Source organism: Micromonospora sp. M71_S20 (assembly GCF_003664255.1).
Lineage (GTDB): Bacteria > Actinomycetota > Actinomycetes > Mycobacteriales > Micromonosporaceae > Micromonospora.
The window spans coordinates 271,380-294,900 of sequence record NZ_RCCV01000004.1 but is presented as its reverse complement, the minus strand read 5'-3'; the positions used below and the strand labels follow the sequence as shown (position 1 = coordinate 294,900).

Sequence of the window (23,521 nt, the reverse complement as noted above, 5' to 3'; positions counted from 1 at the left end):
CTTCCGCCCGGGACCCATCTCGGCACGAGAGCGAGCTCGGCCACACGCGCCTCATCGAGCCGGTCCCGCGCACGCTCATGCCGATGAGAGGGCGTCGCGATCGCTGTTGTACCGATGTGAATTCGCCGAGAAGTGGCCGTGAGCGCCGGCCTGGCCGCACAGGTCTTGCATGGCGACCGTACTTCTCGGCGATGTGCGGGTCCGCTGGCAGACGCTGATTATCGGCGGGGCTACAGGTTGTTGATTCGGGCCAGTAGCTCTGCCTCGGTCAGGTTTTCCAGGACCGCGTCCTGCTTGCGGCCCAGGGCCGCCAGCAGCTTCTCCTTCTCCAGCTTCTTGGCCGCCGCCGCCTTCGCCGCCTGGTCCTCCGTGAGGCGGACGGCGATGACGTGCTTGACGACCTCCAGCTTGGTCTCCAAGGTTGCCTTGGCCGGATTGGCCTCGGTGGCCACGAACGACTCGGTGTCGACGGCCTTGAGCTCGGCGTTGACCGCCTTGGCCACATCATCGAGGCTGAAGCCGGACCTGGCGGTCAGCGGAAGCTCCCACAGCTGTTCCGTGGTCAGCAGTCCCTTGGCCGACGGATAGCGGAACTTCTCCCGTGTGGCCTTCTCGAAAATGGTCACGGCAGCCTCTCTGAAATTCTGGGTAGGGAATCAGAACTGGATGTTGATGAGGCGGCGCCGGCCGCCGGTCATGGTCACCTTGGCGACCACAGAGCTGCGGACCGTGGAGCTGAAGCCGAGGCCGGACAGCTGATCGGGAGACGGCTCGCACTTGGTTCGATCGCCGAGAACCTCGAACACCTTGCGGTGCGGTTGCAGGTCGCTGCGGAGGAACTCGTTGTAGATCCCCCGCGTCGGCTGGTCGTTCACGCACCCCTTCAGGATGAAGAAGTAGTGCCGGTTGCCGACCTCGTTGTCGTCAAAGTAGTTCGGCGAGTACATGATGGTGGATACCGGCACGAACTGTTCGGTGGTGATGCCCCACAACTCCTTGCCCGCACTGCCCGGCTGCACATCCTTACCCGGCCGGAAAGCGGTGATCACCCCGCCGGCAACCGTCATCCGGCCCACCTCGACGGTCTCCTTGTGGCCGACCGCGCGCTCGTGGCTGTAATGCTCGATCTTCCCGTTGCTCTCGGTCTCGATCACGAAGCCGACCTGGGTGCTGTCCCGCTTGCGGTACTGGTTCACCTCGAGCCGGTACTCACCGTCGGGGACACGGTCGGTCCAGGTGACGTTCTCCACCGGCTCGCGGGAGAGCGTCCCGCCGGCGTTCATGTCGACGTCCAGCTTGTTGCGCTTCTCCTGGTACCAGATGTGGTCGCCGTTGGGTTCGTACACGTGCAGGTCTAGGTCGTCGTGGTTGAACCAGGACAAGCTCACCCGCAGCTTGCCGGTGACGTTGCCGCCGGCCCGCTTGACCTTCTCCCTGATCGAGTCGGTGACGTTGCCGCCGTACGACCAGCCAAAATCGTTGTCCCACTTGAACAACCGCGGAGCAGCCGGGCACCTGCCGGTGGTGAGGCTGACGAGGTGCGGCTCGTGGGTGTTGGCAACCCAGAGGTCGATGGTGGCGGCGCTGGGCAGGATGTCCTTCATGAAGGAGACCACGGGAATCTCCTCCGGCTTGGCGTCGCGAACGATCGCACCTGACGACCGGATGGTGGCCGCCTGCATGAGCAGCCCTTCGATGCCGTCCTTCATCCGTGCCTGGGTGTCGTTGTCGACCCACAGCACGTTGGTGACCGACACATCAGACAGCCGGGCGAACCGTCGCTGCAACGACTCCTCGATACCCAGCTCGGCAATGGTCCCCATGGCGGCCTTGACCATGCCCGGGGTGATCAACGCCGTGGGGCGCTGGTAATTCTGCGGCGCCACCTTCGCCTCGAACGACCGGACCGCCTGCTCCAGGTCGACGCCCGCGGAGAGATCCTGGACGAGGGTGCCGATCACCGTGTTGCGGAACCGGGCCGCCGGGTTCATGGCGTTGGCGAAGACGAAGGCACGTCGGTCGGTCGCCTGGGTCCACCGGTTCTGCAGCGAGCGGAACTCGGTCACCGCCCGGCGATGCTCCGCGCCGCGGTAGAGGGCGTTGTCGTCGACGAGGTCGACGACGGTGTCCAGAGCGTGCCGAGTCAGCTCGGCCAGGCCACGCTGGAAGACCTGCACCGCGGCGTCAAAGTTGCCCTGTGCCGCGCCGACGTCCTCGATGCGATGCCGCTTCTCCACCCGGCCGTGCAGGTGGTGCCACACCTCGACCTGGCCGTCGCGCAGCGTTCGAGTGGTCTTCGTCCCGTACTGCGCCTGAGTGGACCGGAAGATGGTGGACAACGGCAGCGAAAGAACGAACTCGTCCAGAGCGGCGGCGACGACGGAGAAGACCGGGTCGGATGCCGATACCCCGGACCAGACGGTACGGACCCGCCCGTCGTGGATCTCGACGACGTTGCCGAAGTGCTTGATGAAACCGCGGCAGGTCGAGCAGTCGTACTCGGATCGCTCACGGAACCGCAGATTGGTGCCGGCGGGGAAGGAATTGAGAAAGGTGAGCCAGAGTGAGTCCCGGTCGAGACCGTCGCCGACGGCGTACAACTCACCCTTGGACATCGTGGACAGACGCGAAGTCACATCCGTCACGAACTGCTGGAAATCGCCCACCGTTTCATCCCCCTTGATCGCCGGAGATCCTACGCAGCGAACGCCAATCGGAGAAACGCGTTTCCGGCTGTCCGCACGGTCACAGACGGGTGCCGGTGGCCGGCGGTCAGTCGACCGGAGCGCGTACGGCGGTGGGGTGCCGGGCCGGCGGTCAGCAGTTTCCGCCAGTGGCCGGTGGCGACGTTGAGTACATCTTGACTCACGCTGTGATTGCCTTCCCGGGCACCGACAAGCCTGGGTGGTCGAACAACTTCTCAGGCACGCCAGGCTCGCACCGAGGAACCGTGTGAACGCGCGCTCAATCAGGCGCTCGCTCATGCCGCGATCAGGGTGGGGAGCGTGGAGTCAGTGTGCCGTCGGTGCCGGTCTGCGGCGATCCCGCCACCACACCTCGACGAGGATCGGTGGCAGCGCGATCGCGGCACTGGCGAACGCAAGTGCCCGGATGCGCCGTTGCTGGATTTCTTCACGTAGTTCTTCGTAGGTGGCCTGGTGCTCGATGACGTCGCCGCGGGACCGTACGCATTCGTCGCCGGGCCCGATCAGGACATCGTGGTTGGCCGGGTTGGCCTCGAAGCAGGCGATCCTGGTCGGCTTCAGTTCCCAGTTGACGCGGTCCCAGTCGACGTCGATCCACGACTGCGACGTGCACACGTCGCCTGAGCAGGAGGTTCGCATCGGCAACTCCCAGCCGGAACGCAGCATGAGAGCGCCGACGAACAAACCCAGCAGGACAGAGCTGAGGGAGACGACCGCGCGCATGTCAGGTTGGACCGCCGGCAGTCGGGCCTGGTTCCACCAGCGGCCCTCCAGAATGCTCCTTCTCGCGCTCGCCTCGGTGTACTCCACCGAGACGAGCGCGAGATTACGTATCTACGTCGAATCCCGTGTGGGCCTTCAAACGGGCTTACCTCGCCGAGGACGAGACGCACCCATCTGCCGCGATGCGTTCGCGTCAGCGGACGACAAAACGAGGTTGGCCATCACGGCTACCGGCCGATGGTCGTGCGACGGCCCGTTGCGTTCAGTTATCTGGTTCCGCAGAGCCTTTGACTTGGCCATCGCGCGGCTGTGGCACCGACCGTGGCCGGATACACCGTCATCGTCTGCGGCGGCTGTGGTGCGGGCAGCGGCGGGGCATCGGGGCCGGGCAGTCGGTGACAGGTTCTCCGTCATCGCCGGTCACAACCCCGTTCCACGGCGCCGCCATGGCCGGGGCTTTGTCGGCGCGGATCGACGGGCATTTTGACGTCACCGACTGGGACCGGGCTGCGGCCGGGACGGCTGGCGGGAGACGCTGCGCTGGCGCCCATGGCGGGACGAGGCCCTCGCGCCGGATTGAAGACGCCGGCGCGGAGGGCTGCGGCGGCTGCGGCGGCGGTACGTTGCGCGAACTCCTCGTCGATGGGTTCGTCGACGACGAGCAGCCGCAGGAAGAAGGGCGCGCCTAGGATCTCGATAGCGGCCCGGGCATCGGTGCCCTGAGGCAGTTCGCCCCGGGCGATGGCGTGGTCGACGACGGCCTCGGCGAGGCCGAACCGTTCGGCGAAGAAGCCGCGGACGATCTGCGCGGCGCGCGGGTTGCGGGGCGCGGCCGCGGCCAGGGCCGTGATCAGCTCGCCGGGTTCGCCGGTCATGCCGCGCCGGACCAGCAACGCCAGCTCTTCCAGGTCCGTGTCGAGTTCGCCGGTGTCCGGGATCGGGACGACCTCACTGGCGTACTCGCTGAGCAGGTCGCCGAGGACGCCTTCCAGGTCGGCCCACCGGCGGTACACCGACGTCTTGTTGACGCCGGCCACCTGGGCAATCCGTTCGACGGTCAACTCGGCGTACCCGTCGACGAGGAGACCACGGGCGGCTGTGAGGACCGCGGCCCGGACACGGGCGCTGCGCCCGCCCGGTCGCTGGCCAGCAGACATCGGACACCTCCTTTAACGCACCGGTTGTTGCGTTACCTCCTACCATCATGTCAAACTCAGAAAGCAACATGAGTTGCGATTGGAGGAGTTATGAAGACCACTGTCTGCGTTGTCGGCGGCGGGCCCGCAGGGCTCGTCCTGGGGCTGCTGCTCGCCCGGCAGGGAGTGGAGGTCACCGTGCTGGAAAAGCATGCCGACTTCCTCCGGGACTTCCGCGGCGACACGGCGCATTCCTCCACACTGAACATGCTCGACGAGATCGGGCTCGGCGATCGGATGGCGGCGCTACCCGGGCGCAAGGCCGGCGCGTTGCGCGCCACCTTCGACGACGGCACCTACACCGTCGCGGACTTCACGCGCCTGCCGGCGCCACACAACTACCTGTACTTCGTTCCCCAGTGGGACTTCCTGGAAATGCTCGCGACCGAGGCAGCGAAGTTCCCCGCCTTCACGCTGCTTCGCTCCACCACCGCGACGGGCCTGCTCCGCGACACGTCCGGCGCTGTCACCGGCGTGCGCGCCGTAGGCCCGGAGGGCGAACTGGAGATCGAGGCATCGCTCACCGTCGCCTGCGACGGCCGCGATTCGGTGGTACGCCGCGAGCTTGACCTGCAGCCGGTCGACTACGGCGCTCCCATGGACGTGCTGTGGTTCCGGATCTCGCGTCGCGCAGGCGACGGCGACGGCCTGGCGATGCGGATCGGCGCCGGCGGGCTGATGCTCGCCATCGACCGCGGCGACTACTACCAGTGCGCATACGTCATCGCCAAGGGCGGCTACGACGAGATCCGCGCGGCCGGGCTGGAGGCGCTGCGGGAGCAGGTGACGCGCCGGCACCCGGTCCTCGCCGACCGGGTCGGTGAGCTCGCCACCTGGGACGACGTCAAACTGCTGACGGTGAAGGTCAACCGACTAAAGCGGTGGCACGCGCCCGGCGCACTGCTCATCGGCGACGCCGCACACGCCATGTCCCCGATCGGCGGCGTCGGCATCAACCTAGCAGTGCAGGACGCCGCGGCCACCGCCCGGATGCTAGGCCCGAACCTCGCCGCCGGGCAGCCGGTCACCGAAGCGGACCTCGCCGCAGTGCAGAAGCGCCGGCACTTGCCGACGGTGGTGACGCAGAACATCCAACGCGCCGCGCAGCGGCGCGTTGTCGACCCGCTACTGCACGCCACCGGCCGCATCGAAGCCCCGGCACCGATCCGCCTGCTGCAGCGGTTCCCGGCGCTACAAGCCCTCCCCGCCAGGCTCGTCGGCATCGGCGTACGCCCCGAACACCTGCGCTGACAGTCCCGGCAGCCGGACGGAGACGTGATCCGCTGCGACGGGGACGGATTCCAGTTCTGCCCGTTGCGCCCGCCGCCCCAGGTGACGGACTCATTCGGCATCCGGATCTGCCGCGATCCGCTCGATTTGTTCGCGGTGCCAGTCCGCTGAAGTGACCTCGGACGCTACGGCAGGTTGGGAGGAGGCCGCGCGCCCGTCGGGAGCGATCGACAATGGCCGCGTGCTTTCCGACGTGCTTGCCTATTACAAAGACCTTGAGACCACTGGACTGCCGGTGGCGATGTGCTGGACGGTGACACAGCCGCTCGGCGCTGCCCTGGCTCTCGAGGACGTCGCGTCCCGTCTTGGTGGCGACCCCGACGATCTCGAAGTGCTTGACCTGTCCGAAGCCTACGAGATCGGCCCGAACGACGGATGGGTCCTGCATCTCGATCAGGTAGGCCCTGCTGTCACCATATTTGAAAACAACGGCTTCCAGTGCACCCGCCCGGAGGTGCTGCGGGCGCTCAGCATCGACGCGAAGGTTCACAGTGCCTGGTGGGATGTCGACGCGATGACACGGTTCAGCTTTGCCACACAGGGCGAGCTCATCACCGCGATGGAAGCTGGATGGCCATGCGCAGGAGTCAGACCTAACGCGCTCGACGCCGAGCTTGCTGATCTCTACGACGCCATGCGGACTCCCGGTCTGTGGGTGGCAGGAATGCTCGCTGCCGTCGAGCGCCGTACCGGTATCCGTCTTGATTGCGACTGGTTCGATCGCCCACACGAAGCCATCGTGATTGCTCGCACGTGAACCAGAACGGCCGCTGCAGTGCCGAACGCCCTTCCGCTGATCAAAAAGGCGTCTTGACATGGCAACCCGTCGGCGACCCTTGAGAATCACAGATGACAAACGCGTCCGCTTCTGCCGCCTACCGGGCACCAGGGTGCGTCACCCGCTTTAGGCAGGTGACGCACTCGCTCCAGCCAACGGGCGTGCACCGGAAGCGCTACGCCCACGGCGGGATGTAGCGGCCCAACGCCATGGCCGAGTCGTTCTTCGCCACCCTCAAGACCGAACTGGTCTACACCCGCGCCTGGCCGTCCCGGCACGAACTGGAGATGGAAGTTTTCTCCTACATCGAAGGCTTCTACAACCCTCGCCGCCGGCACAGCCGTCTGGGTAACGTCAGCCCCGACACCTACGAGAAGACCCACCGAGAGTCCCTTACACACATGGGGGTGTCCGGCCGATAGGGGTCACTTCAGGTCAGCCAGCGGCCCTTGATTGCCGAATGCCTGCCGCATCAGCTTGACGCCGATGTCGGAGTCACTGGCGCCGGCAAGTTCCCGCACGCGGATCTCCACCTCGCGCAGGGTCGCGAAGGCCGCCAATTCGTACTCGCCGAGCAGGAACTGGGTTCGCACCGTGGCCGCGATCCGCGGATGCAGGTCCACGTTCAGCCGCTGCTCGGCGTGAACGAGAGCGAGCCCGTCAGATGCTTCGAGGACCGCTCGCCCGCGTCGTGTGATGTAGCAATGCGCGGAGCTTTGCTCCGGGTCGGCCGCCAGCAGTCCATGGGTGCGCAGCCAGTCGAACGTGTCAACGCCGGCTCAACCTTGGCTCTGGCACACATTTTGTGAGTCGCGCTCGTCGGTAGTTCGGGTTGGGTGCCCGGATGGAGATCATTTCGGCGTTGCTTCCGCATCTGGTGGGCCTGCGGTTGGACGCGGTGGTGGTCCGGGGCGTCGGGGTCAGGATCGATGCGGCGACGCGGACGGTGCGGGCGTCGTGCGGTGCTTGTGGCACCTGGTCGACCGCGGTGCATGGCCGCTATGTGCGGCGGCTGGCCGATGTCAGGTTGGGTGGCCATGAGGTGCTGGTCGCGTTGACGGTCCGCCGATTCGCCTGCTCGAACGTCGGGTGTCAGCGGCGGACGTTCGTCGAGCAGGTTCCCGGGCTGACCCGTCGGCATGCCCGTCACACGGTCCTGGCGGCGGGTGATCTGGAAGCGGTCGCGGTGGCGTTGGGCGGTCGATCGGGCAGCCGGTTGGCGCAGCGGTTGGCGGTGTCGGTGTCTCGGATGACGTTGATCCGGATGATCCGGAGGATGCCTGACTCGCCGCTGGTGACGCCGACGGTGCTGGGCGTGGACGACTTCGCCCGCCGTCGCGGGCACCGATACGCCACCGTCCTACTCGACATGCACACCCGCCGGTCGATCGATGTCCTGCCCGACCGCACCGCCGACGCTCTCGCCGCATGGCTGCGCGAGCACCCCGGGGTCCAGATCATCTGTCGGGATCGTGGTGGTAGCTATGCCGACGGCGCCCGCAAGGGAGCACCTGACGCGGTTCAGGTCGCCGACCGGTGGCACCTGCTGAAGAACCTCAGCGACGCGGTCGAGAAGGTCGTTCGTGGGCACCGTCGGTGCCTGCGCGAGGACACCGTTTCGATACCTGCCCTGGCCGCGCCGACCACGGCCGAGGCGGTCAGGACGGGACGCCGCGCGGAGAACACCCGCCAACGCCACGCCGCCGTGCACGCCCTGCGGGCCGAAGGACTGTCGATCAGCGCGACCGCCCGCCGGCTCGACATGAACGTCAGAACCGCCCGCAAGTACGCCCACGCCGCCACCGCCGAAGCGTTGATCGGCCCGAACGCCAGCAGCCGACCCAGCGTCCTCGCCCCGTTCCACCTCTACCTGCGGCAACGACTTACCGACGGTGTCCACGAGACAGCCGACCTGCACGCCGAGATCCTGGCCCGGGGCTATCAGGGGAATTTGCGCGTGCTGCGGGATTGGCTTGCCGTGAACCGCACCCGGCCCACCACCGTGGCCGTCCGAGTGCCGTCAGCCCGGCGGATCACCGCCTGGATCATGCGACCCGGACACAAACTGACGGACGACGATCGCACCGATCTCGCCGACGCCCGCGGCCGGTGCCCGGACCTCGACACTGTCGCCGACCTCGCCCGCGGGTTCGCCGCACTGGTCCGCCACCAGGGCACCGGCCAGCACCTCGACGTCTGGATCAACCGTGCCCGGCACGCCGGATACCCCGAAATCCGCGGCTTCGCCGCCGGCCTGGCCAGCGACCGCGACGCCGTCCTCGCCGGCCTCACCCTGTCCTGGAGCTCAGGCCCGGTCGAAGGCCAGGTCAACCGCATCAAGACGATCAAGCGGCAGATGTATGGCCGGGCGAACCTCGACCTCCTCCGCAAACGAGTCCTCGCTACACCATGAGCTGACGCCAAGATCAATCACAGAATGTGTGCCAGAGCCCGATTTCACGCGTCGCCGACACACCGGCGCGGCGAACCAGCGGTGGACCGCGACAGCGGCCCGCGACCTGGTCAGCGCCAGCGCGGACAAGTGCCTGGACGTGCTGGACAACAGCTCGGCCAACGCGACACCGACCCAGATCTGGACGTGCACCGGTGGCGCGAACCAGAAGTGGACGGTGCCCGCCTGACGCGCCTCGACCCGGCGTGCGGTGCTGCCCGGTGGCACACACCGGGCCGGCTCGCAGAATGTCAGGCCCAGTTCACCTGCGCGTGGCGGAACGGTCGGGGTGCCTCGACATAGTCCCAGCCGTGGACGGTGCCGATACCCCAGCCGACCGCCCGACGTTGTCCGTCGTCGTTCCGGTGCACGGCGTCGAGGCGTACCTCGCGACCTGCCTCGACTCGATCCTCGCCCAACCCGGCGCCGAGGACGTGGAGGTCGTCGCGGTGGACGACGCCTCGCCGGACGGCAGTGGGAGGCTGCTCGACCAGTACGCCACGCGCGACCCCCGGGTGCGGGTGGTCCGCCTGGCCAAGAACGCCGGCCTGGGCGGCGCCCGCAACGCTGGCGCGGCCCAGGCCACCGGCGACTACCTCTGGTTCGTCGACGGTGACGACTGGCTGCCGCCCGGCGCGGTCGCGGCGGTGCGGGAGCGACTCGCGGACACCCGCCCGGACGTGCTGATCGTCGACCACGCCGAGGTGTTCCCCGACGGCCGGGTGGTGGCCCGGCCGTCCGGGCTGGCCCTCGGGGGGCGACGCGCCCCGCTGCGCCTGGCCGACCGGCCCGAGCTGCTCATGCTCGCCCAGTCCGCGTGCACCAAGCTCGTCCGCCGTACGTTCCTGACCGAGCTGGGACTCTCCTTCCGGCCCGGCTGGTACGAGGACTGCGCCTACAGTCATCCCCTGCTGATCGCCGCCAGCAGTATCGACGTGCTGGAGCGGGACTGCTACCACTACCGGCAGCGCCCCCGCGACCGGATCACCGCCACCCTGAGTTCGCGGCACTTCGAGGTCTTCGACCAGTACGCCTCGGTGTTCGGCTGGCTGGCGACCGCCGGCGGCGACGCCCCGGACCGGTTCCGGCCCGACCTGTTCCGCGTCATGCTCGACCACTACCTGGTGATCGTCGGCAACGACCTCCGGCTACCGCCGGAGGACCGCCGGGCGTTCTTCCGCCGCATGGCGGCGGACTACCGGCGGTGGCTGCCCGCCGCCGGCTACCCCCGACCCGGCGGGATCGCCGGGCTCAAGCACCGGATGGTGCGCCACGACGCGTACGTAGTCTGGGCGGCCCTGCGGGCAGCGCACAGGGCGGCGGGCCGGCTGCGCCGGTCGCTGCGGCCACGGCCGGCGCAACCCGCTCGGACCAGCTCGAACGCGCCCGTCGGCGCGGATGGGTGACGGAACGGTGACGAGCATGAAGTATCTGATCACCGGTGGTGCCGGCTTCATCGGCAGCACGGTTGGCTCCGCGCTGCTGGACCGGGGCATCACGCCGGTGATCCTTGACGACCTGTCGACCGGCCGGGCGTCCTTCGCGGCCGGTCGCCCCTTCTATCGCGGTGACATCGCCGACGGCGACTTGGTCGACCGGATCTTCGCCGAGCACCCCGAGATCCGGGCCACCGTGCACTGCGCCGGGATGATCGTGGTACCCGAGTCGACCCGCGACCCGCTGCGCTACTACCGGGAGAATCTCGCCAAGTCCGTCGAGCTGGTCCGCCACCTGGTTCGCAACGGGTGCCGTCGGGTGCTGTTCAGCTCCACCGCCGCCGTCTACCGGCCGGGTACGGACTTCGCGGTCGACGAGTCCTCCCCCGTCGACCCGATCAGCCCGTACGCCCGCAGCAAGGCCATGGTCGAGGCGGTGCTGGCCGACTGCGCGCGGGCCGGGGAGCTGCGGGCGGTGGCGCTGCGCTACTTCAACCCCATCGGGGCCGATCCCCTGCTGCGCACCGGGTTGCAACTGCTCCACCCGACGCACGCCCTGGGTCGCATGATCGAGGCCGCCACGACCAGCACGGAGTTCCACATCACCGGCACGGACTGGCCCACCCGCGACGGCAGCGCCGTCCGGGACTACGTCCACGTGTGGGATCTCGCCCAGGCCCACGTGGCCGCCCTGACCCGCTTCGACGAGGTGACGGCCGCCGGCCCGCACGGGTACGCCGCGCTCAACATCGGTACCGGGGTGGGCACCACGGTCCGGGAACTGCTGGCCGCGTTCGCCGCGGTGACCGGCCATCCCCTGCCGTACCGGGAGGCCGCCCGGCGGCCGGGCGATGTCCCGGGGGTCTACAACCGCAGCCGCCGCTACCAGGACCTGCTGCGATGGTCGCCGCGCTTCGGCATCGAGGACGGTATCCGACACGCGCTGGAGTGGCGGGCACTCGACAACCGCCGGCACCTGGCCGTGGCCCCGCTCGCCCTGCGGTAGCCGCTGGCCGGCATCGGGCCGCCGAAGGCCCACGGCCGCCGTTCGCCTGGCTCGGGGCGGCCCCGGCCTCGCGGCGGCCCGTCAGGAAGGGCGGCGGGTGACCAGCCGGGCGAGCACCCGCCGCGGGGTCAGTGGCACCACGGAGATCATCAACCGGCCGCTGCCGTCGGTCACCGGCGAGACGGCGTACCAGCGCCGCCCCCGCCGCCGGATCACCGGTCGGGGAAACCGGACCCGGCGGGGTGCGCGCAGCGGCGCGGTCCCGGGCCGGCCGTCGGGCGCGGGCAGCGTCAGGTGTACGGGGCGGCGCTGCCCGGTCACCGCGCTGGCGCCCAGCACCTCGGTCACGCTGATCCGGGCCCGCAGCATGGTGTTGCCGGTGGCCGTGGCGGGCCGTACGACGCCGGCCAGTTCGCCGGCGGTGAGTCGCGGTGGTCCCGGGCAGAGCCGGTCGAGGTCGGGCAGGGGCGTGCGCAGGTCCAGGACGAGGGCCGGCCCCGCGTCGGCGTCGCGGTCCCAGCCGATGTCGGTGACCTCGAACCGGGCCAGCCAGTCCACGGCGTCGGTGACGTCGAAGACGCCGTCGGGCAGCCGGCCGTGCGACCCCCGGAAGCCCGGATACGCCGCGTACCGCCGGCCGCCCTCGAAGACCGTCGACGGCACGCCTCGTTCCGCGTCCTGCCGGATCACGTCGACCAAGTCGTCGGGCGTGCCGTGCTCGGCGACCCCGATCCGCAGTCGGGTCTCCACCGGCAGCCGGTCCCGTACGGAGGCGGTCAGGTGCCGCCCGGCCAGCTCCCGTACGGCGGCGTGCAGCAGCTCGCGGGTCGGCCCGTCCAGCCGCAGGAAGTCGTCGTCGAGCAGGGCCGCCACCTCGAAGCGGAAGTAGCGCCGCAGCACCGCGTCCCGCTCGTCGCCCGGTGGGATCAGGCCGACGGCGAACTCCACGAGCCGCCGCGCGCAGTCGAGCCGCTCTTCCGCCCGGCTTAGGTAGGTGATGTTCCGGGCGTTCAGCCGCCGCACGGCGTAGTAGTAGTCGTAGTCGGCGAGGGTCGTGACCCGGGCCGCCCGGTGGCACGCCTCCAGGGTGAACGGCTGGTCGCTGCCGATAGGCATGTCCTCCGGGTACCGCAGCCGGTGCCGCTCGACCAGTTCCCGCCGGAACAGCTTGGTGTTGGCCAACGACAGCGGCAGGGCCGAGTCGGCCAGCCCGACGTCCACCGCCGTACGGGCGAAGACCTCCTGGTGGACGTAGCGGCTGTTCACCCCGACCACCCGGCCGAGGACGACGTCGGAGCCGTACCGGTCGGCGGCGGCCACCAGCCGTTCCAGAGCCTCGGGACCGAGGCGGTCGTCCGCGCCGACGAAGAAGACGTACCGCCCGGTGGCCAGGTCGAGGGCCCGGTTGCAGGGCGCCGCCGGGCCGCCGGAGTTGGGCTGGTGCACGACGGTCACGGTGCCCGGATACCGGCGGGCGTAGCGATCAAGCTGCCGGCCGCTGCCGTCGGTCGACCCGTCGTCCACCGCCACGATCTGCATCCGGTCTGTGCCGATGCTCTGTCCGAGCAGCGAGTCCAGGCACCCGGTGAGGTACGGCATCGTGTTGTACACGGGTACGACGACGGTCACGTCGGGCAGCCGGGAGCCGCCCCGAGGACCCGCCGCCGGCGCGCCGGCGGCCACGGGTTCAGCCGACACGGCCGTACGCGTGCGCCCCGCCGGCGACGCCCATCGGCACCAGCCGGGCGTAGACCCGATCGAGTTCCACGGCCTGCCGCTCCCACGTCCACCCCGCCAGCAGGGCAGGGTCGTCGTACGCCGCCCGGTACCGGCCGGGGTCGGCGAGAACGGCCCGGACGGCGCGGGCGAGGTCCTCGGCGTCCCCGGCCCGGAACACCTCGCCCTGCCCGGTCGCTCGGACGGTGTCGGCCATGGTGCGCACGTCGCTCACCACGATCGGCAGCCGGGCGTGCGAGTACTCGAAGAACTTGGTGATCAGCGCGATCTCGTGGTTGGGCCAGTGCTGGATCGGGATCACCCCCAGGTCGGCCCCGGCGAGCAGCGGCACCACCCCGTCGTGCGGCACGTACCCCCGCACGTGCAGGCGGTCGCCGACACGAAGGTCGGCCGCCCGTGCCGTCAGCGACCGGACGTACTCGCCGTCGGGATGGTTGACCACCAGCGCGACGTGCACGCCGGCCAGCAGCGGCAGCGCCTCGACCAGGACGTCGAGGCCGCGCTGCGGCGCCGCGGCGCCGCTGTAGACCAGCAGCGGGTCGGCCGGCCCGAGGCCGAACCCCGCGCGGAGGGTCTCGGTGGCCCGCACGGGCCTGTCGCCGACCTCGCGACCGTCGGGGGCGTTCAGCACGACGGTGGGGAGTTCGGGCAGGTCGTGCTCGCGTTGCAGCAGGCGGGCCAGCTCCGGCGAGACGGTCACCACCGCGTCAGCGTGGCGCGCGTACTCCCGTTCGTGCGCCAACTGGGCGGGCAGCCACCGCACGTTGTCGCTCCAGGGTTTGATGCCCGGCAGGAACTCGTGGGCGTCCCACACCAGGCTGACCCGGCGGCCGGCGGCCCTGGCCCGCAGGAGCCCTCGTGCACCCACGCCGAGCATGCGGAAGTCGTTGGCGTGGATCAGATCGGGCGCCAACTCGTCGAGCACTGGGCCGTAGGCGTGCTCGTAGCTCCACAGTGCCGGCTGCAACCGGCGCCAGGCGCGGTCACCGTACAGCCGCAGGCACAGTCGGGTGTACGCCCGCTCGACCGCCGTCCGCAGGCCGAGGCGCGCGAGCAGCGCCGCCGCGTCCCGGCGCGTCGTCCGGCGCACGGGCGCGCCGGGACGGCCCATCGGCAGCAGCCGCACCAGGGCCTCGCCGATCCGCCACCGGTGCGGCTCCCCGTCGGGCGAGCGGCCCAGCAGGGTGACGTCCCAGCCGGCGGCGGCGGCCGACCGGGCCGACTTCTGCACCCGGGAGTCGCCCTGGACCGCGTTGTCGACCAGCATGACCACCCGGCCCCTGGCTCCGGCTCGAATCTCCATCGTCACCCTTTCGCGGTCGGCACGGCCGGCCGCAGAGATCCTATGGCCGGCCGAGCCCTCGCCCCGAGGGAAACGGCAAGTCGACGACCGATGTTCACCCCGCGGCTAGCAAGCCCCTGGGCCGGGCCGCCGGCGGGCGTACCGAACGGAGCGCGGGTTGTCGCAGCAGTCGCCGACGCCGCCCATCGATGGCATCAGCCCGGGGTCGCGGGCGCGTGTGGTGAAGGCCCAGGAGGCGACTGCACGCCCTGGTCGGAATGGATGATCGTGCCGGCTGCTGACCATCGACTGTCGATGGCCATGCCCAGGGCGTTGGTGACCAGTGCGGCGGCCGGGAGGCGTCGATCGACCGGGTCAGCCACTCGTAGTAGCCCGACGTCGACACGTCGACCACCCGACACGCCACCTCCACCGGGATGCCTTCGGCGGCCATTAATACCTTGACCGCCTCGTAGCGTCTTTTGGAGGCACCACCTCCGCACCAACTCCATCGCGTGTCGGGTGGCGTGCAACTCCACCTCAAGCTGCGCGATCCGCCGCTTCGCCGCAGTCAGTTCCTCTTCTTCGCACTACTCAGCCCTGGCACCAGGCCACGCTCAATACGGTCTTGTCGCCGCCAGGTGTATATCGACTGACCGCTGATGCCCAGGTCCCGAACCACGTCGGTCACCGACCGGCCGGACTCGATCAGGCCAAGACCTTGCGCTTGAACTTCGGTGGTAGCCCCGTCGTCCCATGCCACTCTCTTCAACATCAAGTGATACAAGCTCCCAATCAATCCACCTCCGCGTAAGCCGGGGCAGCCCATGACCAGTGGCGTGCCGGCACAGGTCATGGCGGGCGCTCCACAGGGGTAATCGGCCTCGGGCCGGGGGCCCGGGCCGGCCGCCGGCCTCTCGGCCGGCCCGGCGCCGCGCCGCTGATCGGATGAGGCTCGCGACCTGACCCCATCCGGCGTACGCCGAGGGCGCGTGCGCCGACTCCGCATGATGCGTCAGCGGCTTGTTTGATACATGTGAATCGGATTTTGTCAGTCACCGCGAAAACGACGCATGGCAATGCGTACATCAACCCAAGGCGTCCCTCTGCGGCTGCCGTTGGCTGTAGAGTCCGGCAAACCAACCGGGCAATGCACGGGCATTGGCGACCCCTTGCCGCAACGAGAACGAAGGAGCTTGGTAGATGGAATACCCGCGAAGAGTGACACTCGTTCCCACCCGTCGACCCGGGCGCAATGCCGTGGCGCTCGTCGCCGCCACGCTGGCTGCCGTCATATTCACGCAACCAGCGGCCTCGGCCGCCAATCCGGGACGGACCGGGAATGCCGTCGGCGAGATCCTCGGGGCCGGCCGGGCGACCGCAGTGCCGGGCGAATACATTGTGGTGCTCAAGGACGGTGCGGCCGCGGGCTCGGCGGGTAGCCGCAAGTCCACCGTGTCCGGCGCAGCCCGGGCACTGGCCAGTCGATTCGGCACAATGCCGGACCAGGTGTGGGGCGACGCCCTCAACGGCTTCTCGGTGCGGACCTCTGAGGCGGTCGCCCGGCGGCTCGCCGCCGATCCGGCGGTGGCCTACGTAGAGCAGGACCAGGCCGTCAAGGTGCCCGAGACGGCTTCGGTGCAGCCGTCCACCGCTCAACCGAACGCACCCTGGAACCTGGACCGGATCGATGCTCCGGTCGGACTCGACACCACCTACAACTTCGTACGCCAAGGTACCGGGGTCCGGGTCTACGTCATCGGCCCCGGAATCCGCACCACCCACCAGGAGTTCGGCGGTCGGGCCCACCACGGTTATGCCGCCAGCTGCTTCAAGACCCTTGGCACGCATGTGGCCGGCATCATCGGTGGAACGACGTACGGAGTCGCCAAGAACGTCGAGTTGGTCTCGGTCGGCCTGCCCAGTTGTAACGGCACCCTCAGCGCGTTGATCGGCGCCGTCGACTGGGTGGTCGCCGACAACAGCCCCTGGGATCCGCCCGCCGTCGGTGACTTCGTGTTGGCCGGCGGTATGAGCACCGCGCTGAACACGGCGGTCGCCAATGCTGTCGACGACGGCATCGTCATAACGACACCGGCTGGCGACGTGAACCAGAACGCCTGCAATGACTCCCCTGGTTCGGTGCCCACCGTCATCACCGTCGCGTCCATCCAATCCAATGACGCCCGGCCTTCCTACTCCAACTTCGGCCCCTGCGTCGACCTTTTCGCCCCCGGCGTGGACGTCGTGTCTGCCTCCCCTGACTCGGACACCGCGGTCAAGTCCATCAGCCTCACCCTCCAGGCGTCCGCGCATGTGGCGGGGATGGCCGCCCGGGTGCTGAGCAAGAATCCGACCTGGACCCCGGCGCAGGTGCACGCGTTTCTGGTCGAGAGCGCGACCCTGGGCGTGGTGACCAATCCTGGCAACGGTTCGCCGAACCGTCTGCTCTATGGTTCACCAATGCTCTGACCGACGTACGGATGTTCCTCGTGACAACTCCTAACGAAATGATGTTGGGCGTGTCCTCGGGACGTGAGGGTCGTTCTGTCTGAACGTGAGGAGGGGTGAGCAGCCGCCGCGGATCGGTCCGACGAAATCTGGGCCGGAACCGCACTGCTGCTGCCACCCCGTCCGCCCCGACGGCATCGGTTCCCGGGGCCGCTGGAGGACCGCCCGGTCGCGCGTAGACACACGTCGTCGCGGTGATGGTGTTCAGAGGTAGCCGCGGAAGTCGTAGATGACCAGACCTGCCTCGTTGATCGCTAACCGCCCGGTCACTGGATCAATTCGCCTTACGTAGAGCATCCGTTCCTTCAGCCGCGGCTGCTCGAGGTTCACCACCGGCTGATCCGCCCATGTCGCCGACGCAGGCAACGGCCAGACGACGGGTAGGGCGGATGTCACTCTTTGCTCGCGGTCGAGCGGCCCACCGTAGAACTCCACCAGCACGCGGTCCACGTCTTCAGCCCTTCACCGCCGATGCTCACCGTATCGTCGCGCGCCAGAAGTCAGAGGAGGGGCGTTGGTCCCTTAGGTAAAGGCGACCGGCGGCTCGGCCGCCTTGGCCGTTCGGCCGGTCGGCGTACCCCGGCGCGCCCGCCGGCAAGGTGGGGGCGCGCCGGAGCAGCCGTCACGGCGGTGGCCGTCCGTTCCTCCGCCGCGGTGTGACCCGCCGCGCAAGGACGGATGACGCAGGCCGGCATCACTACGCTGTCCATCGTCGCCAACCTATTGGTCCAGGTGGCGTCGTTCCTGAACCCCACCCGACCGGGCGACCCACCATCGTCGGGCACTCTCGCACGCCACACCCGCAGACAGTGGATCGGGAGCGGGGGTGCATCTGTGGGAGGCGGGCCGATGTCCGAGGACGTGGAGATCGAGCTCATGAAAGCGCGCGGTCCTCGCGTCCGGATCGAGCGGGACCGGGCGTACGTGCTCGCCCTACGTGACGGTCGCGCGCCTGATGACCCGAGGATCGGCCCCTCGGCCAAGCCCGGCTGGGAGTGGGTGAGCGATGTGCACCACGGGCAGGCTCGAGGCCTGGCCGGTGGCGAATAGCGTCATGGTCGTCCTTCGAGCGAGCGAGTGAGTCCATGCTCGGCGGCCACCCCGCCAGGGCACCACTGCCCTGGCAGGCGGCCTGGTTCGGCGATCGAAAGGGTGAACATGGCGGGTGCAGATCGTGCGGCGGTCGCGGCGGCAGCGATAGGTCGCATTGACACGTGGCTTCAACAGCACGCGCCCCGGGCCCGCGCGGCTCTACGACCGCCGGCGTCTGAGGCCGACCTGACGGCGGCGCAGGAGGCAGTCGGCCAGCCACTGCCGCCGGACCTGCGGGCCTGGTGGTTGTACGCCGACGGGGCGCATTTCGGCCTTCAGACCGACGCCGTGTGGCTTATCCCGCCAGGCTTCGTGCCTTACCCGGTCGCTGAAGCGTTGAAAAGCCGCCGATTGTGGATGGACGTCACTCGTGAGATCGCACCGTTCGACCAGTGGGACGACTTTGTGAATTCGGAGAACAATCGGCCAGCCGGAACGGTTTGCGAGTTCTGGCTGCCTGCCTGGTTGCCTGCCGCCACCAACCACGGCGGCGGGAATCTATTCGTGGACCTGCGCGGCGGCCCAAAAAACGGCTGCGTGATGGAGTTTTATCGGGACACTGGCGCATCGGCCCAGCCAGCATGGACAGACGTAGCGGACATGCTTTACGACATTGCCACGCTACTAGAGGAAGACGAGGCGGAACTCGATAACTTAGGTCAGATCAACTGGCCGTGACGCCCACCACCGCCGGGTGCCGCCACGGCCGTGACGTTGATGACCTTCCATAGGGTCAAGTAGCAGTTGCTTACCCTGGCCTCCACGCGTTGGCGCTCATCTGCCTATGTGCACAAGGTCGTTAGACTAGGGGAGGCTCCACAGCAGCAGTTGGAAGGGGTCCTCCTCACAACAGGTGAGCCAGGTACCGTCACCGAGCGCCATCGGGTCCTCCGATACGGGCATCGGGTACTCCACCTGACCCAGCACATCCCCCCCGCGTCGTGTCGATCAGCCAGTGCCGGAGGCCCGTGCCCCTCGATGGTGCTCGCGATGACCGTGCGCTCGTCAACCAAGCCGCACTGGTAGCCCCAGAACGGCTCCTCCTCGACGTCCGACGGTGCTTGAGGACGCAGGGGAATCTGGTGGTCGACGACCTCGTGGATCACCGCGCCGTCGGGAAGACGATGGATTGCCGGCTGCCTCCCCCAGTGGGCGATCGTGAGCAACCGCGTCCCACACGGGCTGACATCGACGAGACAGCGGTCGTCGTCACCGATGCGGGTGACGGTGAGTTAGCTGCCGCCCCACCGGCCCCACCGCAGCGGCGAACCGTCCTGGCCCTCACCGACGCTCAGGCCCACCTGGCCCGGGTCGGGGTGAGGAACGTGGTAGGAGCCGGCGGTCGCGGTGTCCGTCGGAGCTCGTCCCAGGACGCGACCGTCGACGGCGTCGAGCACGAGCCACTCCTCGTCCAACTCCAACTCGCCGTCGTCGGGCAGTGGGGTGCGTACGTGCGCCCATACCGTCGAGCCGTCCGCGCTGATCCCGCACGAACCGTGGTCGGGATGGCGGTGCCCGTCGATTCCCGCGTACTCCTTGTAGGAGTCGTGCCATGACAAGCAGGGCGAGCCCCAGCAGGCATGCCGCACCCTCCAGTGCAACGCGCCGGCCGCGTCGACCGCGTGCAACGCGTGCTGACCGCTGAAGACCGCCAAATCGAGGGCGGAGCTCACCGCATCGACCCCGCCCGCCCCGCGCGGCCACGGCGCCGGAAACCGGGCGGCGGGAGCGTCGTCGCCGGCGACGAGCCGGTCGATGTCGTGCGCCAACAGCTCGTCGTCCCGACGGATCACCACGAGCCGGCGATGCGGCCACCGCTGGACGGCCGGCGTGTCCACAGTGCGAGGGGTATCGGGTATGCGAGGGGAGTTCGCCGGCACGTGGAAGGACGCCACAAGGCGAGGGACCAAGAGCACCTGATCATCCTGCCAGGATTCGCCGAATGCCAGGAGGGCCGTTGCGCGGCGTCGCCCGGGAGGATCTCGCATCACCTGCTCACGGCCTCACCTGCGGGATCGGATCGACGCTCCCTGTTATTGCGTAGCACCTGGCACAGTTCTGGTCCGACTGGGCGTTCGCACACGTGGCGCACCAGGGGCAGATGAAGACACGGCTGCGGGTCGCGCATGGTGCGGCGAGCAGGTCGCTGCGTACCGCTGGTCGATGCGGTCCCCATCGGGGATCCCCGGCGATTCACGGACGGTATCCAGGACCGGGTAACTGCGCGTGCAGGTTCGGCAGCGGCGGCTCTCCCAAGCCACGCCGCAGCTCGTACACGAGACGTGGAAGCAGTTGTCCGCGCGCGGGGCCGCGCCCGTGCGGGCTGCTCGGGATGTGCTCCGCAGCGCGGGCAACGGGTCAGTTCCACGGTCCGCTCGACGGCCTGTTCGATGCCGTCCCACAGGTCTTCCGACTCGGTCGCGTTGCTGCCGGGACGGCGGAAACGGGCAGTGCCCTGCCGGGTCGCCATCACGTGCGTCCGGGCCTTGGCCAGTTCGTGCGGTCCGGGCACTCGCACCACGGCGATGTCGTCCGCTGCGGGAGCCAGCCATGGGATGTTCCACACGAGGTCGCGGGCAGCCGTTGAGCTGCACGGAACTCCGTGCGGGTAGCCAGCAAGGCGCGGTTGTTCCACCGGGTAGCTCGAGAGCTTCGGCGAGGGCGCGCAGCACTCAGGCGGTGGTCGCCTTACAGGAGGCATCGAGACGGTGAGCACCGGCCGCACCCTCATCAGCAAGCAGCCAGGGTCGCCGACAGACCTTGCCCCGACCCTGCCCGTCAGCCGCCCGGACGATTCCGCTATACCACCCGAAAGGGTGATCGAACTACATGAATCAGCCGCTCCCCCTACTCTGAACGTGGGAACCAGGACGGGGTAAACGCACCGATCGTGGAGGTCCTATGGCGACGAGAACGACGGCAGCACCCGAACGAAGCACGCTCTCGTCCTGGGCCGCCGGGCAGCGGAAGCTACGGCCACGGCGGTTCACCACCGCTACGGATGGGCTGCGGTTCGCGTTCTACGGCCGGATGTCCACGGTCGACTTCCAGGATCGGGCGTCGTCGTGCCGGTGGCAGCGCAACTATGCCGAGGACCTGGTCGTCGGGCATGGCCGGATCGTGGTTGAGTTTTTCGATGAGGGCGTCTCCCGCCGGATCGCCTGGCCGGACCGGCCGCAGGCGGCCCTGCTGCTCGCCGCACTGGCCGACCCGGCACGCCGGTTCGACGCGATCGTCGTCGGCGAGTACGAACGCGCCTTCCACGGCCAACAGCTCGAACAGCTCGCCCCAACCCTGTTCAAGCACGGTGTACAGCTGTGGCTACCGGAAACCTACGGTCCGGTGGACTTCGACAACCCCCGACAACTGGCACTGCTGGACCTATTGGGCGTGCACTCCCAACGCGAGGTATCCCGAGCGCGCCACCGCACGACCGCGGCCATGCGCGCCCAAGCCGAGACGCAGGGACGACACCTCGGCGGTCGACCGCCCTACGGCTACCGGCTCGCCGACGCCGGCCCTCACCCGAACCGCGCCCACGCCGCCTGGGGGCGGCGCCTGCACCGCCTGGAACCCGACCCCGCCACCGCACCCCACGTCCGCTGGATGTTCGAGCAGCGGCTGGCCGGGCGCAGCGTGGCCAGCATCGCCCGGGAACTCAACGACAACGACGTGCAATGCCCATCTGACGCCGACCCGGCGCGCAATCGGCACCGCAGCGCACACGCCTGGATGCTGACCACAGTCGCGGCGATCCTGGCCAACCCCCGCTACACCGGCCGCCAGGTGTGGAACCGGCAACGCACCGACCACGACGACCTCACACCCGATGGGACCCTCACGCGCCACCGCGAGGTCCAGCGCTGGAACGCCGCCCCGCAGTGGGTCGTCGCCCGACAGATCGCCCACCCGCCGCTGGTCACCGAGGAACAGTTCGTCGCCGCCCAAGCCATCCACACCGCGCCCACCCCCGCGGACGGCGCTACGCGCCGCTACCGCCTGGCCGGCCTCGTGTGCTGCGGCGCCTGCGGCCGCCTGATGGACTCCCACTGGGTCCACGGCCGTCCCGGCTACCGCTGCCGCCACGGCTACACCAGCACCCGAACCAAGACCACCCGACAGCCGAAGATCCTCTACATCCGGGGAGACCACTTGCTGGACCGCCTCCGACATGACCGCAGACTGCACCGGCACCATCCCACGCTGCGCAGCCCCGACCCGGAGAAGGTCACCGCATACCTACGCGCCAACAACATGATCGTCGTGTGTGACCACCACACCTGGACCGTCGAAGCCGAGACCGCGGCCCACCCGCTCAACCCACAGGGAAGCAGCCTCGCCGGCACAGCAAAAATCCCCGCCCAACGGGACGGGGATCACGCAAAGCACGAAGAATCATCACGCTTCGTGTGGAAATAACGTGTCCGAGGGGGGATTCGAACACGTGCACGCATCATATGTGCACCATTCTGGGGTGCACATGCTCATAGATTACGGTACGGCCAGGATTGGCTCAAGCCCGCGCCCCGTTGCCGTGCGTGAGCATGAATAGCAGTTTGGGGGCATGGGGTCGAAGCTTGCCAGCCGGCTCGCTCCGTTATCGACTGACCGAGCTGAACGTGCAGCCATCGAGTTGGATCCCGCCGCTCATGTCCTGGCGAGTTTCAGTCGGTCGGCGTTGACGGCAGCCCGTATCGCTCGCGTTCTTCGGCGCTGAGCGCACGAGGTTCACCGCCTTCGGCCGAAGCCTGCACGCGGTCACCGCAGATATCCCAACTCATGATCGTGCCGTCATCGTAGGTGACGATGAGGGCGTCTTGCCATGACAGGCTGCGCACAATCCCGTGAGGTATGTCGAGTACGCCGAACGGTCGTCCGTCTTGAGTGCGCCAGAGGTAGAGCATGTGGTCGTCGCTGATGGTTGCCAGCCTGTTTCCGTCGGTTGCCCAGCTGAGGTGTTGGACCTTGCCTGTGTGGCCGACAAAGCGCACGCTTACGTGCTGCTGCGTTACGTTCCAGATCTCGATCTGGTTGCCGACGGCGGCGGCGAGTCTGGTGGAGTCATTCGACCAGGCCAGGGCGGCTACTTTGCCGAGTCCTTCGATTCGCCATTGGTGGGTACGGGTGTAGTCGTCTCCTCGCCAGAAGCTCACGTTGTGCTTGCTGATGACAGCAGCTATGAGGCTTGAGTCCGGGGACCAGGCAAGCGTTCCGGTGCTGTCTTCGCTGCCGTCGAGGACTGCTAGGCGCTGCGCTGTGGCTACGTGCCAAATTGAAAGGGCGGGTGGTGTTCTGCCGTAGAATCAATGCGTG

General features: G+C 68.7%; 19 protein-coding genes and 2 pseudogenes. 10 read left to right on the top strand and 11 right to left on the bottom strand.

Annotated features, from left to right (window positions below; all coding sequences use genetic code 11):
- Window positions 1-230 precede the first annotated feature (230 nt).
- From DER29_RS30535 to DER29_RS30520, 4 genes and pseudogenes are all read right to left on the bottom strand, one after another.
- Complete coding sequence (locus DER29_RS30535; RefSeq protein WP_121401090.1) at window positions 231-626, bottom strand: hypothetical protein; 396 nt, start codon at window positions 624-626, stop codon at window positions 231-233.
- A 30-nt stretch (window positions 627-656) separates the two neighbouring features.
- The gene (locus DER29_RS30530) at window positions 657-2,666 is read right to left on the bottom strand and encodes a hypothetical protein (RefSeq protein WP_121401089.1); all 2,010 of its coding nucleotides are present in this window, start codon (window positions 2,664-2,666) and stop codon (window positions 657-659) included.
- A gap of 345 nt (window positions 2,667-3,011) precedes the next feature.
- Window positions 3,012-3,515: a hypothetical protein gene (locus tag DER29_RS30525; protein WP_121401088.1), complete on the bottom strand. Its 504-nt coding sequence runs from the start codon at window positions 3,513-3,515 to the stop codon at window positions 3,012-3,014.
- Window positions 3,516-4,000: 485 nt separating this feature from the next.
- Window positions 4,001-4,585 (bottom strand): annotated as a pseudogene (locus tag DER29_RS30520) (TetR/AcrR family transcriptional regulator C-terminal ligand-binding domain-containing protein); the annotation flags it as partial.
- Between the two features lie 90 nt (window positions 4,586-4,675).
- Between DER29_RS30520 and DER29_RS30515 the strand changes: the two are divergent.
- The 3 genes and pseudogenes from DER29_RS30515 to DER29_RS30505 all read left to right on the top strand — a co-directional run.
- Complete coding sequence (locus DER29_RS30515; protein WP_121401087.1) at window positions 4,676-5,875, top strand: FAD-dependent oxidoreductase; 1,200 nt, start codon at window positions 4,676-4,678, stop codon at window positions 5,873-5,875.
- A gap of 220 nt (window positions 5,876-6,095) precedes the next feature.
- Window positions 6,096-6,671 (top strand): DUF6461 domain-containing protein, encoded by a 576-nt coding sequence (locus tag DER29_RS30510; RefSeq protein ID WP_148710144.1) that lies wholly within the window; start codon window positions 6,096-6,098, stop codon window positions 6,669-6,671.
- 224 nt (window positions 6,672-6,895) lie between these two features.
- A pseudogene (locus DER29_RS30505) lies at window positions 6,896-7,114 on the top strand (IS3 family transposase); the annotation flags it as partial.
- Between the two features lie 3 nt (window positions 7,115-7,117).
- Here the strand turns inward: DER29_RS30505 and DER29_RS34365 are convergent.
- Window positions 7,118-7,315 carry a TIGR02391 family protein gene (locus DER29_RS34365; RefSeq protein WP_158619113.1) on the bottom strand — a complete coding sequence of 66 codons (198 nt, stop codon included), beginning with the start codon at window positions 7,313-7,315 and terminating at the stop codon, window positions 7,118-7,120.
- Between the two features lie 221 nt (window positions 7,316-7,536).
- Between DER29_RS34365 and DER29_RS30495 the strand changes: the two genes are divergently transcribed.
- The 4 genes from DER29_RS30495 (at window position 7,537) to galE (ending at window position 11,586) form a co-directional block, all read left to right on the top strand.
- Window positions 7,537-9,105: an ISL3 family transposase gene (locus DER29_RS30495; RefSeq protein ID WP_121401083.1), complete on the top strand. Its 1,569-nt coding sequence runs from the start codon at window positions 7,537-7,539 to the stop codon at window positions 9,103-9,105.
- Between the two features lie 28 nt (window positions 9,106-9,133).
- A complete protein-coding gene (locus tag DER29_RS30490; RefSeq protein ID WP_233600267.1) occupies window positions 9,134-9,334 on the top strand; it encodes an RICIN domain-containing protein in 201 nt (66 codons plus the stop codon).
- Between the two features lie 121 nt (window positions 9,335-9,455).
- Complete coding sequence (locus DER29_RS30485; protein WP_233600266.1) at window positions 9,456-10,550, top strand: glycosyltransferase family 2 protein; 1,095 nt, start codon at window positions 9,456-9,458, stop codon at window positions 10,548-10,550.
- A gap of 16 nt (window positions 10,551-10,566) precedes the next feature.
- Window positions 10,567-11,586 carry a UDP-glucose 4-epimerase GalE gene (gene galE, locus DER29_RS30480; protein ID WP_121401080.1) on the top strand — a complete coding sequence of 340 codons (1,020 nt, stop codon included), beginning with the start codon at window positions 10,567-10,569 and terminating at the stop codon, window positions 11,584-11,586.
- A gap of 81 nt (window positions 11,587-11,667) precedes the next feature.
- Here galE and DER29_RS30475 read toward each other — a convergent pair whose 3' ends face one another.
- The 3 genes from DER29_RS30475 to DER29_RS36415 all read right to left on the bottom strand — a co-directional run bounded on the left by DER29_RS30475 (window position 11,668) and on the right by DER29_RS36415 (window position 15,380).
- Window positions 11,668-13,224: a glycosyltransferase family 2 protein gene (locus DER29_RS30475; RefSeq protein ID WP_255421101.1), complete on the bottom strand. Its 1,557-nt coding sequence runs from the start codon at window positions 13,222-13,224 to the stop codon at window positions 11,668-11,670.
- A gap of 49 nt (window positions 13,225-13,273) precedes the next feature.
- The gene (locus tag DER29_RS30470) at window positions 13,274-14,590 is read right to left on the bottom strand and encodes a glycosyltransferase family 4 protein (RefSeq protein ID WP_121401453.1); all 1,317 of its coding nucleotides are present in this window, start codon (window positions 14,588-14,590) and stop codon (window positions 13,274-13,276) included.
- Window positions 14,591-15,176: 586 nt separating this feature from the next.
- The gene (locus DER29_RS36415) at window positions 15,177-15,380 is read right to left on the bottom strand and encodes a transposase (protein ID WP_370040804.1); all 204 of its coding nucleotides are present in this window, start codon (window positions 15,378-15,380) and stop codon (window positions 15,177-15,179) included.
- A gap of 428 nt (window positions 15,381-15,808) precedes the next feature.
- On the opposite strand from DER29_RS36415, the gene DER29_RS30460 reads away from it, so the two are divergent.
- Complete coding sequence (locus tag DER29_RS30460) at window positions 15,809-17,077, top strand: S8 family peptidase (protein ID WP_121401078.1); 1,269 nt, start codon at window positions 15,809-15,811, stop codon at window positions 17,075-17,077.
- Between the two features lie 243 nt (window positions 17,078-17,320).
- On the opposite strand, the gene DER29_RS30455 is transcribed toward DER29_RS30460, so the two are convergent.
- Window positions 17,321-17,566 (bottom strand): hypothetical protein, encoded by a 246-nt coding sequence (locus tag DER29_RS30455; RefSeq protein WP_121401077.1) that lies wholly within the window; start codon window positions 17,564-17,566, stop codon window positions 17,321-17,323.
- Between the two features lie 708 nt (window positions 17,567-18,274).
- Here DER29_RS30455 and DER29_RS30445 point away from each other — a divergent pair.
- Complete coding sequence (locus DER29_RS30445; RefSeq protein WP_148710143.1) at window positions 18,275-18,886, top strand: SMI1/KNR4 family protein; 612 nt, start codon at window positions 18,275-18,277, stop codon at window positions 18,884-18,886.
- 554 nt (window positions 18,887-19,440) lie between these two features.
- Here DER29_RS30445 and DER29_RS30440 read toward each other — a convergent pair.
- Entirely contained in the window at window positions 19,441-20,046 is a 606-nt protein-coding gene (locus DER29_RS30440; protein ID WP_148710142.1) for a hypothetical protein, read from the bottom strand.
- Between the two features lie 1,063 nt (window positions 20,047-21,109).
- Here DER29_RS30440 and DER29_RS30435 point away from each other — a divergent pair.
- The gene (locus tag DER29_RS30435; RefSeq protein ID WP_199729611.1) at window positions 21,110-22,627 is read left to right on the top strand and encodes a recombinase family protein; all 1,518 of its coding nucleotides are present in this window, start codon (window positions 21,110-21,112) and stop codon (window positions 22,625-22,627) included.
- 245 nt (window positions 22,628-22,872) lie between these two features.
- On the opposite strand, the gene DER29_RS30430 is transcribed toward DER29_RS30435, so the two are convergent.
- Window positions 22,873-23,481 (bottom strand): WD40 repeat domain-containing protein, encoded by a 609-nt coding sequence (locus DER29_RS30430; RefSeq protein ID WP_121401073.1) that lies wholly within the window; start codon window positions 23,479-23,481, stop codon window positions 22,873-22,875.
- Window positions 23,482-23,521: the final 40 nt, after the last annotated feature.

Coding starts and splice junctions, on each gene's coding strand:
- DER29_RS36415 (WP_370040804.1), bottom strand. CDS start 15,380: ATGTTGAAGAGAGTGGCATGGGACGACGGGGCTACCACCGAAGTTCAA.
- DER29_RS30445 (WP_148710143.1), top strand. CDS start 18,275: ATGGCGGGTGCAGATCGTGCGGCGGTCGCGGCGGCAGCGATAGGTCGC.
- DER29_RS30515 (WP_121401087.1), top strand. CDS start 4,676: ATGAAGACCACTGTCTGCGTTGTCGGCGGCGGGCCCGCAGGGCTCGTC.
- DER29_RS30495 (WP_121401083.1), top strand. CDS start 7,537: ATGGAGATCATTTCGGCGTTGCTTCCGCATCTGGTGGGCCTGCGGTTG.
- DER29_RS30460 (WP_121401078.1), top strand. CDS start 15,809: ATGGAATACCCGCGAAGAGTGACACTCGTTCCCACCCGTCGACCCGGG.
- galE (WP_121401080.1), top strand. CDS start 10,567: ATGAAGTATCTGATCACCGGTGGTGCCGGCTTCATCGGCAGCACGGTT.
- DER29_RS30470 (WP_121401453.1), bottom strand. CDS start 14,590: ATGCTGGTCGACAACGCGGTCCAGGGCGACTCCCGGGTGCAGAAGTCG.
- DER29_RS30435 (WP_199729611.1), top strand. CDS start 21,110: ATGGCGACGAGAACGACGGCAGCACCCGAACGAAGCACGCTCTCGTCC.